The sequence below is a fragment of the Alteromonas sp. BMJM2 genome (genome assembly GCF_027257845.1).
Lineage (GTDB): Bacteria > Pseudomonadota > Gammaproteobacteria > Enterobacterales > Alteromonadaceae > Alteromonas.
The window spans coordinates 111,440-128,207 of record NZ_JAPVOT010000011.1 but is presented as its reverse complement, the minus strand read 5'-3'; the positions used below and the strand labels follow the sequence as shown (position 1 = coordinate 128,207).

General features: G+C 44.0%; 13 protein-coding genes and 1 pseudogene. 8 read left to right on the top strand and 6 right to left on the bottom strand.

The window, feature by feature from the left end:
• A pseudogene (locus O9X84_RS13060) lies at positions 1-287 on the top strand (group II intron maturase-specific domain-containing protein); the annotation flags it as partial.
• A 125-nt stretch (positions 288-412) separates the two neighbouring features.
• Here O9X84_RS13060 and O9X84_RS13055 read toward each other — a convergent pair.
• A complete protein-coding gene (locus O9X84_RS13055; protein ID WP_032094249.1) occupies positions 413-967 on the bottom strand; it encodes a glutathione peroxidase in 555 nt (184 codons plus the stop codon).
• A 224-nt stretch (positions 968-1,191) separates the two neighbouring features.
• Here O9X84_RS13055 and O9X84_RS13050 point away from each other — a divergent pair, with 224 nt between their 5' ends.
• Positions 1,192-3,678, top strand: coding sequence for a prolyl oligopeptidase family serine peptidase (locus O9X84_RS13050; RefSeq protein ID WP_269520165.1), 2,487 nt, complete (start codon positions 1,192-1,194; stop codon positions 3,676-3,678).
• Positions 3,679-3,857: 179 nt separating this feature from the next.
• Here the strand turns inward: O9X84_RS13050 and O9X84_RS13045 are convergent, their stop codons facing one another.
• The 3 genes from O9X84_RS13045 to rrtA form a co-directional block, all read right to left on the bottom strand.
• Positions 3,858-4,061, bottom strand: a complete 204-nt coding sequence (locus O9X84_RS13045) for a helix-turn-helix transcriptional regulator (protein WP_032094247.1) — start codon at positions 4,059-4,061, stop codon at positions 3,858-3,860.
• Complete coding sequence (locus tag O9X84_RS13040; RefSeq protein WP_269520164.1) at positions 4,054-4,596, bottom strand: hypothetical protein; 543 nt, start codon at positions 4,594-4,596, stop codon at positions 4,054-4,056. The genes O9X84_RS13045 and O9X84_RS13040 overlap by 8 nt, the downstream gene beginning before the upstream one ends.
• A 508-nt stretch (positions 4,597-5,104) precedes the next feature.
• A complete protein-coding gene (rrtA, locus tag O9X84_RS13035; protein ID WP_032094245.1) occupies positions 5,105-5,689 on the bottom strand; it encodes a rhombosortase in 585 nt (194 codons plus the stop codon).
• Positions 5,690-5,805: 116 nt separating this feature from the next.
• Here rrtA and O9X84_RS13030 point away from each other — a divergent pair, with 116 nt between their 5' ends.
• From O9X84_RS13030 to O9X84_RS13020, 3 genes are all read left to right on the top strand, one after another.
• On the top strand, positions 5,806-6,570 hold the full coding sequence (locus O9X84_RS13030) for an enoyl-CoA hydratase (protein WP_269520163.1): 765 nt from the start codon (positions 5,806-5,808) through the stop codon (positions 6,568-6,570).
• 47 nt (positions 6,571-6,617) lie between these two features.
• Complete coding sequence (ggt, locus tag O9X84_RS13025) at positions 6,618-8,342, top strand: gamma-glutamyltransferase (RefSeq protein ID WP_269520168.1); 1,725 nt, start codon at positions 6,618-6,620, stop codon at positions 8,340-8,342.
• Positions 8,343-8,403: 61 nt separating this feature from the next.
• Positions 8,404-8,529 (top strand): hypothetical protein, encoded by a 126-nt coding sequence (locus O9X84_RS13020; RefSeq protein WP_269520162.1) that lies wholly within the window; start codon positions 8,404-8,406, stop codon positions 8,527-8,529.
• Positions 8,530-8,743: 214 nt separating this feature from the next.
• Here O9X84_RS13020 and cdd read toward each other — a convergent pair whose 3' ends face one another.
• Complete coding sequence (gene cdd / locus O9X84_RS13015; protein WP_332108330.1) at positions 8,744-9,151, bottom strand: cytidine deaminase; 408 nt, start codon at positions 9,149-9,151, stop codon at positions 8,744-8,746.
• A gap of 135 nt (positions 9,152-9,286) precedes the next feature.
• Between cdd and nlpI the strand changes: the two genes are divergently transcribed.
• Positions 9,287-10,189, top strand: a complete 903-nt coding sequence (nlpI, locus tag O9X84_RS13010) for a lipoprotein NlpI (protein ID WP_269520160.1) — start codon at positions 9,287-9,289, stop codon at positions 10,187-10,189.
• Between the two features lie 13 nt (positions 10,190-10,202).
• Positions 10,203-11,978, top strand: a complete 1,776-nt coding sequence (locus O9X84_RS13005; protein WP_269520159.1) for a sel1 repeat family protein — start codon at positions 10,203-10,205, stop codon at positions 11,976-11,978.
• 22 nt (positions 11,979-12,000) lie between these two features.
• Here the strand turns inward: O9X84_RS13005 and cysZ are convergent, their stop codons facing one another.
• Positions 12,001-12,750, bottom strand: coding sequence for a sulfate transporter CysZ (cysZ, locus tag O9X84_RS13000; RefSeq protein WP_269520158.1), 750 nt, complete (start codon positions 12,748-12,750; stop codon positions 12,001-12,003).
• 443 nt (positions 12,751-13,193) lie between these two features.
• On the opposite strand from cysZ, the gene smc reads away from it, so the two are divergent.
• Positions 13,194-16,757 (top strand): chromosome segregation protein SMC, encoded by a 3,564-nt coding sequence (gene smc, locus O9X84_RS12995; protein ID WP_269520157.1) that lies wholly within the window; start codon positions 13,194-13,196, stop codon positions 16,755-16,757.
• Positions 16,758-16,768 lie beyond the last annotated feature (11 nt).

Here is a 16,768-nt window from a genome sequence, read left to right as displayed (position 1 = left end):
TCAAGATAGCCAATGCGAGCAGGGTATTTAAGCAAATAGCGAGCTGGCTAAGACGTCGCTTACGCAGTATCCAACTTAAGTTATGGAAGAAGGCGAGCCGCCTCCATCGCTGGCTACGCCAGCATGGTTATAAAGGTCAGTTCGCTCACATCAACATGACGAGTTGGTGCAGTGCGCGCAGCCCCTTAGCAAGCTATGCGATGCCAAACAGTTGGTTCGACGAACTCGGGCTAATGAACGTGGAGAATGTTGCAACGGGATATGTGTTTAGCAACTACGCTAAATGATTATGTGCATGAGCCGTATACGAGGCCCGTATGTACGGTTCTGTGAGGGGGATGAGGCGGTGACGCCTCACCCTACTCGATATGCCTGATTGGCACTAGTTTCAACGACTGGATTAAACGCTGGGTTAGTCGTTAATTAATGCTTCTACATCTGCCACGAAGCTGGCATCGGTTGGCTTTGTAGAGCTTGGGTAGTGCGTTATCTTAGTGCCCGTTTTATCAATCAGGTACTTATTAAAGTTCCACGATGGTGACTTACCTGTGGCTGCTTTTAACATGCGATACATTGGGTCTGCATCGTCGCCGCGCACTGAAGTTGGTTCAAACATTGGAAATTTCACGCCATAGGTAAGCTCGCAAAGTTCCGCCGTTTTGCCTTCGTCCTTTGCTTCTTGGTTAAAGTCGTGAGATGGAAAGCCTAATACCACAAAGTCATCGTCTTTATATTCGCTGTATAGGGCTTCTAGTCCTTCAAATTGAGGCGTGAAACCACAATAGCTTGCCGTGTTAACAACAAGAACGGCCTTGCCAGCATACTCATCGCATAAATTAACTGTTTCTTGAGAATTCAGTTTACGCTTCATAAACTTTAATACACTAGGACATTCGTTTGCCATCACCGGCTGGAAAAGCAAAGCAGCTATGGTGACAACACCTGCAGTAATTCCTTTCAATTTCATTGTTCGTACCCTCTGACATAACATGTGGACTTGGTTTTTTTTAAAGCGCTATTGGCAAAATAAAACGCTACTTGCGAAGTTATACGGTTCTGGCTTGTAAAAAGGAACATTAATAACCGTGTTTGTTATGCGTTTGTTTCACTAACGATAACGATGAGTGTTGACTACATGAATGTAGCTTTGCGTATAATGCCAGTGGGTTTCACATAAAAATGATGAAAAAAATGAAAAAATATAAAGCATTGCTTATCGCCGCCAGCGTAACGATTGCACTGGGTGGTTGTGTAAGCACTAACGATAAGAAAGACACAAATACAGTTACACCATCAAATAATATTCAGTCGATGGTTACGCCACAAACGGCAGTGATGTCTGCAGCTAGTGAGGGTGAAATTACCCTAGAAAGAATTATGTCCGACCCGCAGTGGATAGGTGCATTGCCCACTAACATGGGCTGGTCGGTTGATGGCAGTGCCATTGTTTTTGAGCGTGAAAAACAAAATAGCACACTCACCGATGTATTTGCTGTAAAGGCGAATACCCTCAAAAACGAAGCGAAAGTCCCATTAGCCGACATGCATAAGTATCGGTTTGATGAGAAGGTAGTGAGAGATGATGGCGTTATTGCTTACACGTTTGAAGATAGCGTGTACGTGCAATTTACCAATGGCAGCACGGTGCAGCTCACCCGCGGTGGAAATGCACTATCTACTCTCGCGTTTATGACCGATGGGCGCTTAATGGCGCTAAGCGGAAACAAGTTTATTGCTATCGACCTAACCAATGGCGTAAGAGAAGAGTTAGTAAGCTGGGTATTCGATGATAAGCCAGAGCCGGTAAAGCCAGCAAAAGACTATATTGCCGAAGAGCAACAATCTCTCATTGAGTATATTAAGTTACAACGACAAATAAGCGAAGAGCGTGATAGCGCCAGTGCACAACTGGCGGCTGCCAATAAAGCGGTAGCTCCTGAACCGTTTTATTTCGATAAATCACATCGCTTAGCTGGCATTAGCGTATCACCTGCTGGAAATTTTGCTGTAGTGGCAACCACTGAAAGCAAGCCTACCCGTGATGATAGCGACATCATGCCGCATTATATTCAAGAAGATAGCCGTATTGCGGCTAAATCAGTAAGACAACGTGTAGCCGATGCCGAGCCTGTAAACCACGAACTGTGGCTTCTCAATTTATCTACCGGTGAAAAACAAGCGTTAAACTATTTCGACTTACCTGGATATAACGACGATGTATTGGCCGATGTCAAAACCGAAAATGCAAAGGCAAATGGTGAAACCTACGAAGTAAACAGGTTGCCTCGCCCAATAACGTTATTGCAAAGCTGGTATTGGACTAAGCCATCTATACGCTGGCATAAAAACGGCAACGCAGTGGCGGTTATGTTAGAAGCGTGGGACAACAAAGACAGATGGATTGCCACCGTCGACTTAGACAGCAAAACGCTTGAAAACCAACACCGCCTTCATGATGACGCATGGGTAAACTATCGCTTTAACTCTTTTGATTGGTTAAATAACAGCGAGACGTTGTACTTTCAATCTGAACATACAGGCTATTCGCACCTATATTTACAAACACCTGGCGAAGCGCCCGTTGCGCTAACTAGCGGCAACTACATTGTTGATGACCTTACGTTAACCGCTGATGATCAATACATTTACTACAAAGCAAACAGCGAACACCCAGGTATTTATGAAATTTACCGTGTTAATACACAAACAAAGGCCATTGAAACCCTAACGGATCTTAACGGCATAACCGATTACACGCTCAGTCCAGATGATGCCACTTTGCTTTTAAGCCACAGTAAAGTAAATCAGCCAGCTGAACTTTACGTAAAATCGTCTGCTAGCCAACAAAAGGCGCAACAAATTACGTCTAGCACCAGCGACGATTTCGCTTCGCTGCCATGGGCTGTGCCGCAAATTGTTGCCATTGAATCTTCACATACCGACGCACCAATTTATGCTCGTGTTTACCTGCCTGAAGGGTATGACAGCACAAAGAAAAACAAAGCGGTTGTGTTTAATCATGGCGCGGGCTATTTACAAAATGCCCACATGGGGTGGTCGGGCTATTTCCGCGAGTACATGTTCCATAGCATGTTGGTACAACAGGGTTATGTGGTGCTAGATATGGATTACCGTGCTTCTGCTGGCTATGGCAGAGATTGGCGAACGGCTATTTATCGTCAAATGGGCACGCCAGAGGTGCAGGACTTGCGCGATGGCATCAACTATTTAGTAGACAATGCTAACGTAGACAGAGAGCGCATTGGCACATATGGCGGTTCATACGGTGGGTTCTTAACCTTTATGTCTATGTTCACAGCGCCAGATCTATTTGCTGCTGGTGCCGCATTAAGACCGGTTACCGATTGGGCGCATTACAATACGCCGTATACATCTAATATCCTCAATACGCCTGATGTGGACCCCATTGCCTACGAGCGCAGTTCACCTATTTATTTCGCAGAAGGGCTAGAAAAACCGCTGCTGATAAATGCGCCTATGGTTGATGATAACGTCTTTTTTCACGATACCGTTCGTTTGGTACAACGGTTAATTGAACTAGAAAAAGAAGATTTTGAAACGGCAATATACCCTGTAGAGCCACATGGCTTCGTTCAGCCAAGTTCATGGTTAGATGAATACCGTAGGATCTATAAGTTATTTGAAGAAAATCTGTAGTCGTATTCAACATGCATTAAAAAGCCTAACATTCGTTGGGCTTTTTTTGGGTATTAGCTGAGCTATTACAAATAACGTTTTACTCGTATAAAAGGGGCTCATACTCAATGGGCCCCTTTTTTTACAAGCTTATTTAGAAGCGGCTTTATTTCGGGCAAGACATTTATTCAAATAAACCCTTACTTCAACACAAAAACTTGCTCTACAGGTATTGCAAAATAAGCTGCAATTCTTAACGCAATGACCACCGATGGAGTGAAGCGTCCAGTCTCAACAGTACTAATGGTTTTTCGAGATACGCCAATAGCGTCGGCGAGCTCTTGCTGAGAAATCTTATGCTGTAATCTAAGCTTGTGTATATGGTTATCTAAATCTTCATTCATCAATCACTTCCTCGCCACGCTTTTTATTGCCAAGCTCTTCATCAAAATTATCTTCTTCACGATGTTCTTCCTCACGAAGGTTCCATAAAATCAACGCACCGTGGGTGGCCACAGCCAAGCCAAGCAACATCTGAATTGCATCTCTCAGTCCAAAGGGAGCAATGAGTTCTACAAACCACCTATTGTCACCGCTATAAGCAAGAAAAATTGCGCCAACTACCATAATGTGACACGTAGCGCGAAGGCTAGCTGAACTAACATGATCCACATACTCATCGTTAAATTTAAGCGTCCAATAGCCCATGCGCGTTATGTGTTTTGCAAATTTCATCGACTTTACTGACAGCACGATGCAATAAATAACGCTTACGAATATCGTTAAATCTAAAATCAAATTAACAACTAAATCAGTGCCAGTAACTATTTCTGAACACAATTGGCCGAACAGGAAAACCGCTAAAACAACACTGATTTTTCCCGTAATAGTTAAATATTGATGTTCCGTTTCTGGTAATACTGCTATTGATCTTGCCATTTTTATAATCCTTTTTTGAACGACGAACTTTTTATTTGCGATAAAAGCACGGTTGTTTGAACACATTGTTTGACGTTACCAATGATACCTAAACACACCAAATGTAACCTCTAGGTATCAATGATACCCAAAGGTTACATGAATGCAAACTATTTTTTTATTTATTAGGTTAGTGAGCTTTAATATTGAGAAATTTTTGAGGCGGTGTTTGGGCTTTAATAGTTCAGAAGCTAAACACTCGTAGGCAAATTATTGGTAAAGTTTAGCTAACCTTTAGCCAATCTTAAGTAGCCAATCTTAAGCCAAAAAATACTGTCAGTAGGTGCCTTGTAACCGGTGTAAGACGTAGTTAGGAAAAACGTGGCGTAGGAGAAAATGAGGTTAAGAAAGTGAGTAAATGAGGAAACGCCCGCATAGTTAGGCAAACAGCGGGCGAGCAATGTAGGCAAGAAAGCGAAGCTATGAAGCTATAACAAGCGAAGCTTATTAAAATATAAGCTATAAAAGGCTATGCCCGCTTTGCAGTACTTATCATGAGTAGAAAAATTATCAATCCGCCTATTGCACCAAACATGTGGGCATCAACGGCTACTTTCGCATCAATAAGCTCAGCAACCTGAGAACTACTGCCATTGTATTGTTCGTAACCCACTTTAATCGCAATACCTATGAGTAATAGCCACCCAGATGTCATTTTTTCTTTAATATCCATACAGGCTCCCCACACAAATAAACCGTGTAACGCACCCGATAAACCCGCATACCAAATCAAGTTTTCTGAAAAGAAATAAAGGCCTGCGCTGGTGGCTATACAGCACCATATAAACACTTTTAAAAATCGAGCTGGCAGGTAGTGCTCGCCATGTAGGGCCCACAGTAGAATTAGCCCAACGATATTGAGCAATAAATGATACCCATTGGTATGCACAAAATTACCCGTGATCAAGCGCCACGTATCCAGCCCTTGTATGGCGTAACGGTCGTAGGCAAGCCATTCGCTTGCTTGTGGTTCAAAGAAAAAGGCAATCAAAGCGCAGAGCGCTATTATTAAAGGGCCTGCACTGTACTTAAACGAAAACGGCAGTGAAATCATCAGCGTTAGTTATTTTTTTATTTTGAATTTGCTCGCTATGATACAGAAAATTACCCTACGGGTGAAAATAGATATGCGCCCGATACCATAAAAATGTCGACAGAAAAGGAAAGATAATGTCCTTAGTTTTAACTTCGCAAAGTAACCATACTCTTACCATTACAATAAATAGACCGGACAAAAAGAACGCATTAACCCGAGAAATGTATCAGCTAATGGCAGATGCGCTTTTAAGCATTAAAAATGATGGCGTAACAAAAGCCGTTGTAATTAAAGGAAACGGCGACTGTTTTACTTCGGGTAACGATATCAACGATTTTGCCACACAAAAAGAAGGGGCTCAGGTACCCGAAACGGCGGCGTTCATGCGTTCACTGATGACCTGTCCTGTGCCCGTTATTGCTCAAGTGCACGGGTTAGCAGTCGGAATAGGAACCACGTTGCTATTACATTGTGATTTTGTTTATGCCACACAAGACAGCCGATTTGTTCTCCCTTTCATCAATTTAGGGCTTGTTCCTGAATATGCATCAAGTTATCTTTTACCCAAAGTGGCGGGACACGTGAAAGCTGCTCAGTGGTTGATGCTAGGCGAACCATTCACAGCTGATGACGCATATCAGTTTGGCATGCTCACTGAGGTGGTGTCGTCACAAACCATCGATGATGCAGTTTCAGCAATCGTTCAAAAATTGATAAGTAAACCCAGCTTTGCCTTATTGCAGACAAAAGCGTTACTCAAAGGTGAAGCAGATTATGTCAATCAGCAAATGAATGCCGAATTTGATATTTTTCTAGAAGCGCTGCGTACCCCTGCTGCACAAGAAGCGTTTGATGCGTTCTTGAAAAAGCGTCCCATTAACCCAGAGAAATTTAAATAAGAGGAAACACGATTTTGAGGTTCAGTTCTTTGTTAAGCACGTCAGTATTGGCTTTTGCATTAACCGCCAGTTTACTTTCCAATGTACACGGCAAACCGGCTCGAGAAGTTGGCGAGCCCGAAGCGGCCACTGGGTATGTTGAAAAGAAAGCATTTGAGGCCGACGAATACATGGTGGTTGCTGCTAACCCCTATGCATCATGGGCGGGAAAGAACGTCATTGAAAAAGGCGGTAGTGCAATAGACGCCGCAATAGCCATTCAATCTATGCTTACTTTGGTAGAACCTCAATCTTCAGGTATTGGTGGCGGTGCGTTCATTCTTTACTGGGATAACAAAAACAAAGTGCTGCACACTTTTGATGGCAGAGAGTCTGCGCCTAAAGCAGTCAACTCGCATTGGTTTATAAAAAGTAATAAGCCAATGCGTTGGATTGATGCTGTAGTCGGTGGTAAATCGGTGGGCGTGCCAGGCGCTGTAAAAGCCCTTGAACTAGCCCATGCTGAATTTGGTACGCTACCGTGGAATACCTTGTTCGACGACGCCATTAATACGGCTAAAAATGGCTTCAAGGTTTCCCCCCGTTTAGCCAAACTGGTTGCTTTAGACTATCACCCAGGTCTTAAAAAGTTTCCTGCTAGCTCTACCTACTTTTTCCCGGCAGGTATGCCGTTAAAAGAAGGGACAACCAAGAAAAATAGAAAATTAGCCAAAACCCTTAAAGGCATTGCCGAGAATGGCAGTGACTATTTGCTCAAGGGCGAGCTAGCACAGGAAATTGTGGACGCGGTAAATTCTGCAGAAATAAACCCTGGAAGCATGTCCCTCGAAGATTTGGAAAATTATGAAGCCATCAAGCGTAATGCCGTGTGTGGTAACTACCATGCAAAACGCATTTGCGGCATGCCGCCACCAAGTTCAGGTGGCGTCAATGTGTTTCAAATCTTAAAGATGCTTGAAGATAAAAACATTGGTGCATACTCACCAGACTCGGCAGAGTTCGCTCATTTATACACTCAAGCAAGTGCGCTTTCCTATGCCGACAGAGAAAAATACATAGCAGATAGTGACTATACTAATTTGCCATTTGCAGCCATGATCAATACAGCCTACTTACAGCGCAGAGCCGAAGGCATCAGCTTGGATGAAAAGTGGCATCGAGCCAGGGCAGGCAATCCCTACGCTGGCACAGAAATAGCCATGGGCACATCGATGGAGTTACCTAACACGTCCCATGTTTCTATTGTTGATAAAGAAGGAAATGCGGTTTCTATGACAACCAGCATCGAATTCATGTTTGGCTCAGGCATTATGGTAGGTGGCTTCTTACTCAATAACCAGCTAACCGACTTTTCTTTCTCGCCAACAAAAAACCGTTTCCCAGTTCCTAATCGCGTTGAACCTGGTAAACGTCCACGTAGTGCTATGAGCCCAACCATGGTGTTTGATGAAGAAGGTGAGTTAGAAGTGGTAGTAGGCTCACCAGGTGGCTCAAGAATTGTCAGCTATGTTGCTCAAACCCTTATAGGTATGATTGATTTTGATCTTAACATTCAAGAAGCGATAAACCTTCCTAAGATCACCAATAGAAACGACTACACTGCGTTAGAAAAGGGTACGCCTATTGCTGAATTAGAGGAGCCGCTTAAAGCGCTTGGTCATAATGTTAAGGTTATTGATTTAAACAGCGGGCTACATGGCATTCAGTTTAAATCTGGAAAATTAATTGGCGGCGCAGACCCTCGTAGAGAAGGTATTGCTGTCGGGAAATGATTGCTTTGCGCTTGTGCAAATTAGCAAAAAGCAACATCGATAAAAGAAAGGAAAACAAAACATGGATTTTTTGCTGAACGTGTTAATTTGGGTTGGTGTTGTTATTTTTGCGCTATTTTTTATTGGCTTTATGGCGGCGGTAAAGTTAAACAAGCGCCAAGACAGCAACAGCGATGATAAGCCATAAGCGTTAATAACCTATGAAGCCTGCATGGCTGCTACACGGTTAAAGACTGTTATTCGGTTAACGACCTTTATTCGGTTAATGACCGTTATTCGGTTAAAGACACTTATTCGGTTAATGACTTCGTAAAACAAAACAGCCCAAGGCGTGAACGCCTTGGGCTGTTTTGTTTGAGCGCTTAGTATAAGTGCTTTAACTTTGCGTTTGGGACGCAACATTACTTTTCGAGGTCGTGAGCACGAAACGCATTGGGCAGTAATTCACCTATGGTGGTTTCGTGCGAATCTCCACTCTTTGTTACCATAGTAACCGGCGTATCATCGCTGGCGAATTCTGCAATTTTTTGTCTACAGCCTCCGCACGGAAAACACATTTCTTCATTTGGACTCGCAATAACAATGTGTCCAATGCGTTTGTGTCCGCTTGACACCATATTGCCAATTGCAGTGGCCTCAGCACATTGCCCTAACGGAAATGCAGCGCTTTCAACATTACAACCTGCGAAAGTTTCCCCAGTACTTGTTTCGATGGCAGCGCCAACTTTAAAGTTAGAGTAGGGGGAATGTGAGTGTTGCTGTGCGTTAAATGCAAGTTGTGACAGTTGTTCTAGGTTATTTTTCTTCATGGGTACCTTTGTTACCCGCCTAATGCACTTTACTTTTCCTATCAAATGCGAGAAGGTTGGCGGCATCAGCGCCGCTTCAAGTGTATGCTTTCTATACTGGCGGTTTTTTCTTTTTCTACAGAATGCTTTTTTACCATGCGCAGAAACGTTAGTCTCATCTTTTTTTCTTTATTCGTTTGTATTTTAACCGGTTGTGCACAAACACAGCCTGTCGAGCAACGCAGTCAAATGGGGAACTTGCTTTTAGCAGAGCCAGCACCTGCGAATCCACGTTCGCAAATGGCCATTGCCCGCTATAATCAAGTGCTCACGAGTACCGCATTATCAGATGACGACAAAGCAGAACTTCATTTCCAGCGCGGCATGTTGTACGACAGCGTAGGATTAAATGGTTTAGCTCAGTTTGACTATAGCCAAGCGATAAATTTAAAGCCTGACCTTGCTGAAGCTTATAATTCAATTGGCATTCACTACATTCAACAAAACGACTTCATTCAAGCGTATGAAGCGTTTGATTCAACGTTAGAAATTAACCCAGATCTAGATTTTGCCTTTTTAAATCGCGGCATTGCACTTTACTACGGCGGCAGGGCAGAACTTGCCACAAGCGATTTAGATACCTTCTTTAAAAAAGACGAAAAAGACCCGTTTAGAGCGTTATGGTCGTATTTTGCTAATCACGCTATTTCACCACAGCAAGGCGCAGAGTATTTGGCGTCGGTTAGGCCGTTACTCGATAACGAGCATTGGGCCACTTCGCTAATCGATTTGTTTCTTGGTGTTGTTGACGAGAACACTGTACTGAACTCGTTGCTACAGGGCATTACCAGTCAAAAAGCACTTACGGACAGACTTTGCGAAGCGTACTTTTACTTGGGTAAGTTCCACAGTCAAAATGGCAACAGAGGGATAGCGTCAAACTACTTTAAATTAGCGCTAAGCACGAATGTTTATGATTATGTAGAACACCGCTATGCTCGCATAGAGTTAAACCGACTGCGCCAGCGCACCGCTGATGTGTCTATTGATGATGAATAATTAAGCCTAGCCCATGCGCGGTTTATTCTTAGCAGTGTTCGCACTGCTCATAGTAGTGGGCGACACTGGTCGCTACCCACCTCAGCTTGTAGCTAATGCGACAACCGCACTCTCATATGTACGAGAGCAAGCCTCGTCTCACGTTGAGCCTAGCGCACATTCATATTCCCAAGAGCAGGCACAGCCCCAAGATCAGAAACAGCTCCAAAAACAACCCCAAGCACAGCTAAAGCTACCATCCGAATTGACTGCTGAAAACACCTATCGGGTGCGAGCTGCATTTGCCTTACTGTGGCACGCAGCACAATTAAGTAGCGATGAAGCACAGCAAACACTAATGATGTCTATTGAAGAGATAACGTCTAATCAGTTAAACCCAGAGTCACAGTTTCCAAGCCCGCCAGGGGAATCTGCAGATTTAGGTGAGCTATCGCAGGAGTTACCCCAAGGGTCAGATGAGCTATCTCAACAGCGGGTAAACGAACGAGCAGCCGCGAACACATCATTCCAAGTACCCAAGCTAGATCCCATCTATTGGCTTGAGAATCTGGTGTCGTTAGATAATGCAGACGCAGCATGGTTGCTATACCAGCTTATAGGTGAGGAGAGTGCTTCAGAGCGTTTTATGGCACTTGCCGCTAAAGGCAATGTTGCTGAAGCGCAATTGGCGTACGCCATGTCGTCGCAGTCTCCTGAAAAGCGTGAGAAGTGGTTAATTCGCGCTGCGGAACAGGAATATTTACCTGCCCAAGCGGCACTGGCCGACTGGTATTTACTGCATGACCAAAACAAGAAAGCCAAGCCATTACTTGCCGCCACGGCATCATTAGATATGCAAAGCGCATTTAAGTATGGTCGCTTGTTGTGGGATGAGGGTAGCTATGAAGAGGCGAAGACTTACTTAAAGAAAGCCGCTAACCTTGGTCAACAGCAGGCAAAAGATGCACTTGCCATTACACAGCGTTATAGCGTAACAGCGCTTGGCGATGTAAAGCCGTTTGACTGGGCTGATGGCAATCAGTGTTTGCAACGAATTCAGCCATTTGCCGCCTCGCTCGCTACCATGATCCGTGCCGATAGTTTTTATCGCCAATTCAATAATGACGAGCGGCTAGCGTCGCTGTCGCTGTGCGTTGCACCACCAATTTGGTTACCGAAACACGCGTTGTCATGCAGCGACGATTACAATAATAGAAACGTGCTGGGATGCGACGTAAGGCCATTAGCTAATATTGCGAAAGCGAGGCAGTTTAGCCATGCGGTAGTGGTTGCTAAGCAAGGTAAGGCGAACGTTCAAAATGGGGTGATGTTTTTAGACATTGGTGATACGTACTCGGTGTTTGTGCACGAGTTAGCGCATTTTGCAGGTTTTGCCGATGAATATCCCATTGCCAGAAGCATGGCCAGAAAGATATGCGATATTCAACGTATCACTGACTTTTCTCCGCCAAACCTAGTGATTGATAGCCCGCATTATTACGCCCCTGTTGATACCGTGTCTCGTTGGGCGAAAATAGACCCCAACACAATCGTGGCGAAAGCCAAAACCTGTGAAGGCGTATCTAAAAATAGCTATAAGCCAAGCAGGCGCATTACTTTTATGGAACACCACGATACAGGAGCCATACCGCCACTGTACCTAGTGCTATGGCAACAGCAGCTAGAGAAGCAGCAGGCTCAACGTCCTATATCGATGAATTTTTTCCAAGCATTTCACCACCAGGGCGACCAAAAAGAGGCCGCTCACTGGCTTGCCAAATACGAAGCTTTTGTTGGTAAAGCCTCTTAATAAAATTAAAGATCAACACGCCCTAACTTCCCAGCGACGTTTCTGCGTCTTGTTTTAGTTCATTTACCCACATTGCTGTCGCGCCACAAATGGCTACGGGCATAATAATAAAGTTAACCACGGGAATAAGTGAAAACACATTCACCATCATGCCAAACGTAAGCGCCTTACCTTTGTGTTCTGATAAATGAAGGCGCATACGTGTAAAGGGCACTTTATGATTGTCGTAAGGATAATCACAGTACTGAATCGCCATCATCCAAGCGTTAAAGAGAAACCACAGTACTTGGCCAATAACGGGTAGTAGAAAAAAGAGAATAAGAAAACCAATAGCGCGAGGTAAATACCATGCGAGTTTAGTCACTTCTCGACCAACAGTGCGCGGTATGTCTTTAACCAATGCCATTACACCTTCATCGCCTAAAGCCTCACCGGATAAATGGCGCTCTACTTTTTCTGACAAAACGCCGTTAAAAGGTGCGGCAATCCAGTTGGCAAGGGTGCCAAAAATAAGCGCAAATATTAATAAAACGCTTATTACTGCTAATGGCCACAATAAAAAGGTAATTGCTGTTTTGATCCATCCTAACCATTCTGGGACTAAATTAATCACATAGGAGATACCGGTTTCAATTTGGCCGAATAGGAAATAAAAGGCCAACGAAAACAAAATAAGGTTAATGCTAAAGGGAACAAAAACGAACCGCTTTAGCCCTTTGGTTTTAATAAGCGAAAAACCCATAAAAAAATAGTGTACGCCGCCAGAACTCATTCGCTCTCCTTTGATAAATCAGTTGCTTCGGTGATATAAAACGTCATAAAAATAATAATAACATCTTAATATCAAACTAAAATGTTAATTGTTACAAGCTGTATGTTTTGGTAGAGTCTTTGAAATAATAACAACTAAAACAAGGTGCTATTGCATTGTACGTGTAATGGTATTTTAACTGGTATACGCAACTAACGTGATTACCCTTAATTTTCCGCCTATCTATTTACTTCACTGCATAGTTAACACCCTAGTTAGCTATCCGCTTAGCTATTTAGCTAAGGATCAACGTAAGTATCAACAACAGTGTTCAGCAGGGTCGTCTTACTTTTCCTATAACACTCGTGGATCTTTTTTCATGGCTTATACGGTGCTTATTTCTGGCACTGTGCCTGCGAGTGGCGCTGTGCATATAGATGGCAGCCATCCACCGAGGAATGTGTGTGCGACTTAAAAAGATAAAGCTTGCTGGCTTTAAATCTTTCGTTGAGCCTACCTCTATACCATTTCCCGGTGAAATGACGGCTGTGGTTGGGCCAAACGGTTGCGGAAAATCTAACGTTATTGATGCTGTTCGCTGGGTGCTCGGCGAAAGTTCAGCTAAGAACTTGCGCGGTGATGCGATGACCGACGTTATCTTTAACGGTTCATCATCGCGAAAGCCCGTTGGCCAATGTAGCGTTGAATTGATATTCGACAATAGCTCTGGCCGCATATCTGGCGAGTATGCCAATTACAACGAACTGTCTGTTAAACGCCTGGTTACTCGAGAGGCACAATCGACTTATTTCCTTAATGGGGCGAAATGTCGTCGACGGGATGTAACCGATCTATTTTTGGGAACCGGGCTAGGGCCGCGCTCATACGCTATTATCGAGCAAGGTATGATATCGCGTTTGATAGAGTCTAAGCCGCAAGAGTTAAGAGTATTCATTGAAGAAGCGGCAGGTATTTCCAAGTATAAAGAGCGCAGACGAGAAACAGAAAACAGAATAAAGCACACCCAAGACAATTTAGAGCGTCTTACTGATGTAAGGGATGAATTGGGTCGGCAGCTGGAAAAACTGCAAAGACAAGCTGCGGCAGCAACAAAATATAAAGCATTGAGGTCTCAAGTAAGAGAGCTTAAAGGCCAGCTGGCAGCCATACGATTTTTAAAAAACAGCGAACACATAGACAAGTTAGAACAAAACAAAAGTGGGCTCACCGCTGAGATGGAAGGGTTAATTGCTCGCCAGCAAGGTGATGAAGCGGGTGCAATGGCCTATAAAGAGCAGCAGGCAGAGTTAAAACAGTCTATAGACGATTTACAACAGTCACTCTTCTCAACAAGCACTGCCATTACCCGTTTAGAGCAAAATGCACTGCACGCCAAGCAAAGGGTGTCGCAAGTAGAGCAAGAAATTGCGCGAATAGCTCAACAGCAAAACCTATTAAGTACTTCGTTACGTGAAGCTCAAGCGTCACTGTCTAGTTCTAATGCTGCCTTAGTCGATATTGAACCGGAAATTGAGCTTAAAGAAGCGGAGCTGTATAGCGTAAAGGAGCGATTTGAAGACGCGGAGCAATCACTGCGTGATTTCAATGCGAGGGCACGAGAGCAAGAATCTACTTATAATCAAGTAAAAAGTAAAGTGCAGCAATGCCATAGTCAAATTCAGTCTTTGATGAGCGTGCAGCTAAGAACGTCACAGCGAATCTCTGACATTCAGCAAGAATTAGCACAAGCTGAGAATGAAGATTACGAAGAGCAAAGTGCATTATTAGACGCGCAGCTAGAAGAAGCTGAAATTAATCAAAGTGAACAAAAAGATGCTATTCACGAAATAGAGCAGGATGAGTTACTGGCGATAAACACGGTGAAGCAGCGTGTTTCTGAACTTGATAGCGTGAAAGGTAAATGGCAATCCATACAGTCTAGCTACACGGCGTTGTCTGCGCTACAAAGTGACGCTTCCCGGCAGTTCGATAGTTTTGATAGTAAAGACGATGACAGTAAGGACGACGGCGGTAAAGAGAGTCATGACAGTAAAGATAGCCCTGACAGTAAAGAGAAAATAGCGGAAACTCTGTGGCAATCAATGAGTGCTTCTGAGCGCCTTGCCCCGTGTATCGAAGTTATCCTCAATCAGCTCAACCAGCCTTTACTGGCTAACCAAAACGATATATCCGCACTTTATGACGCAAGCAGTGCGTTACCGAATGGCGTACGAATTTATTCACATCAGATTTTCATTACCCATGCTCACACCGGAACATTGGCGCATGCACTTCTTGAGCAGAAACAAAACGAAAGAGTACCTAGCTTTTTAAACGAAATTTTTCTTTGCGAGACAGATAGCGAGCTATTTAGCGCGAATACTCAGCAGAAGTTAAAAGACACAGGCAAAAGTGCTATTTCATTAACGGGTTTATGGTGTGGTGCCAACTGGATAGTGAAGCCAGGGGATATTGAAGACGGTGTGCTGCAACGAGCAAATAAACTTTCACAACTTGAGCTTGAACTCGTTGAATTAGAGCAGGCTAAAAGCGTTTGTGTTGATGCGGTAGAACAAGCAGAGCAACACCTCAATCAAGTACGAGAAACTAAGCAGCGTCTACAATCGTCAATAATGGAAAGCGAAGGTGCCTTGCAGCAACTCAAAAACGCCCGCTCGTTAATTGATATGCAGCAACAGCAGCAACAGGCCAGAAGCAAAAAATTATACGACGAGCTGTCATCTCAGCAAGCATTGCACAAAGACGAGGAAGCACAATTAGAACAGCTCTCTGAAGATCTCGCCGTGCACGAGGCTCAGCTTATTGAGTCAGAGAATTACATGAGTGGCGTGGTTGAAAAGCGCGAGCTGGCAGAGCGCAATCTCAACGAGCTTCGCGGACAAGTTGAGATGCTAACGTCTACAAAACATGAGCTTGCATTGAAAAAGCAGCAGTTAGATAACCACCAGCAGCTGTACCGCGAGCAGGTTACGCGTAACGAAAATCAGATGGGTGAGTACGCTGAAACCACCAAAAGGCTTAAAGACGAGCTGTCAAAACTCACTTCACCACAAGAGCTTCAGCACGAAGAGCTACAGCATCTATTGCACACTAAATCGGAGCTTGAACATTCGCGCAGTGAAGCACTTGTGCGCTTAGAAGAGGTGGAGCAATGGCTGCGGGAAGCAGAAAAAGGGCAGCAGTCATTAGCGAAAGACATTCAGGCTAGGCAAGCACATATTGATTCTTTGAATATAGACATTGAAGGCTTTCGTGTTCGTGCTAATACAGTATTAGAACAGCTTGACGAATCAAAGCAATCTCTCAAAATGCTTTTAGCTGAGTTGCCTAGTGATGCTGATGAAACGCAATGGCAACAAGAGTTGGAAAAAACACAAGCGAGTTTGCAGCGTTTAGGCGCGGTGAACTTGGCCGCAGTGGAAGAGTTTGAAGCCCAATCTCAGCGAAAGGCACACCTTGATGAACAAAATAATGATTTAACCGACGCGCTGGAAACTCTTCAATCTGCTATTCGTAAAATTGATAAAGAAACAAGAACCCGTTTTTCGAATACCTTCGAGCAGGTCAATGAGGATTTGAAATCACTGTTTCCAAAGGTGTTTGGCGGTGGTTCTGCCTACCTTGCGCTTACCGAAGAGGACTTGTTAGAAACGGGTGTCACTATAATGGCTCGGCCACCGGGCAAGAAAAATAGCACAATTCATCTTTTAAGCGGTGGAGAAAAAGCGTTAACCGCTTTATCATTGGTTTTTGCAATCTTTAGATTAAATCCGGCGCCGTTCTGCCTTCTTGATGAAGTTGATGCACCATTAGATGATGCAAACGTTGGGCGTTTTTGTAATTTGGTGTCGGAAATGTCGCAAACAGTGCAGTTTATTTATATAACCCATAATAAGATAGCGATGGAAATGGCAAGTCACCTTACTGGTGTCACAATGGCGGAGCCGGGCGTGTCACGGATGGTAGCCGTTGATGTTGACGAAGCCGTTGCATTCGCAGAAGCATAACAAAGGGCGAA

What these genes read in the sequence shown, in the direction of transcription:
- O9X84_RS13055 (WP_032094249.1), bottom strand. Translation starts at nt 967, where the DNA reads ATGAAATTGAAAGGAATTACTGCAGGTGTTGTCACCATAGCTGCTTTG.
- O9X84_RS13050 (WP_269520165.1), top strand. Translation starts at nt 1,192, where the DNA reads ATGAAAAAATATAAAGCATTGCTTATCGCCGCCAGCGTAACGATTGCA.
- O9X84_RS13045 (WP_032094247.1), bottom strand. Translation starts at nt 4,061, where the DNA reads ATGAATGAAGATTTAGATAACCATATACACAAGCTTAGATTACAGCAT.
- O9X84_RS13040 (WP_269520164.1), bottom strand. Translation starts at nt 4,596, where the DNA reads ATGGCAAGATCAATAGCAGTATTACCAGAAACGGAACATCAATATTTA.
- rrtA (WP_032094245.1), bottom strand. Translation starts at nt 5,689, where the DNA reads ATGATTTCACTGCCGTTTTCGTTTAAGTACAGTGCAGGCCCTTTAATA.
- O9X84_RS13030 (WP_269520163.1), top strand. Translation starts at nt 5,806, where the DNA reads ATGTCCTTAGTTTTAACTTCGCAAAGTAACCATACTCTTACCATTACA.
- O9X84_RS13020 (WP_269520162.1), top strand. Translation starts at nt 8,404, where the DNA reads ATGGATTTTTTGCTGAACGTGTTAATTTGGGTTGGTGTTGTTATTTTT.
- cdd (WP_332108330.1), bottom strand. Translation starts at nt 9,151, where the DNA reads ATGAAGAAAAATAACCTAGAACAACTGTCACAACTTGCATTTAACGCA.
- nlpI (WP_269520160.1), top strand. Translation starts at nt 9,287, where the DNA reads ATGCGCAGAAACGTTAGTCTCATCTTTTTTTCTTTATTCGTTTGTATT.
- O9X84_RS13005 (WP_269520159.1), top strand. Translation starts at nt 10,203, where the DNA reads ATGCGCGGTTTATTCTTAGCAGTGTTCGCACTGCTCATAGTAGTGGGC.
- cysZ (WP_269520158.1), bottom strand. Translation starts at nt 12,750, where the DNA reads ATGAGTTCTGGCGGCGTACACTATTTTTTTATGGGTTTTTCGCTTATT.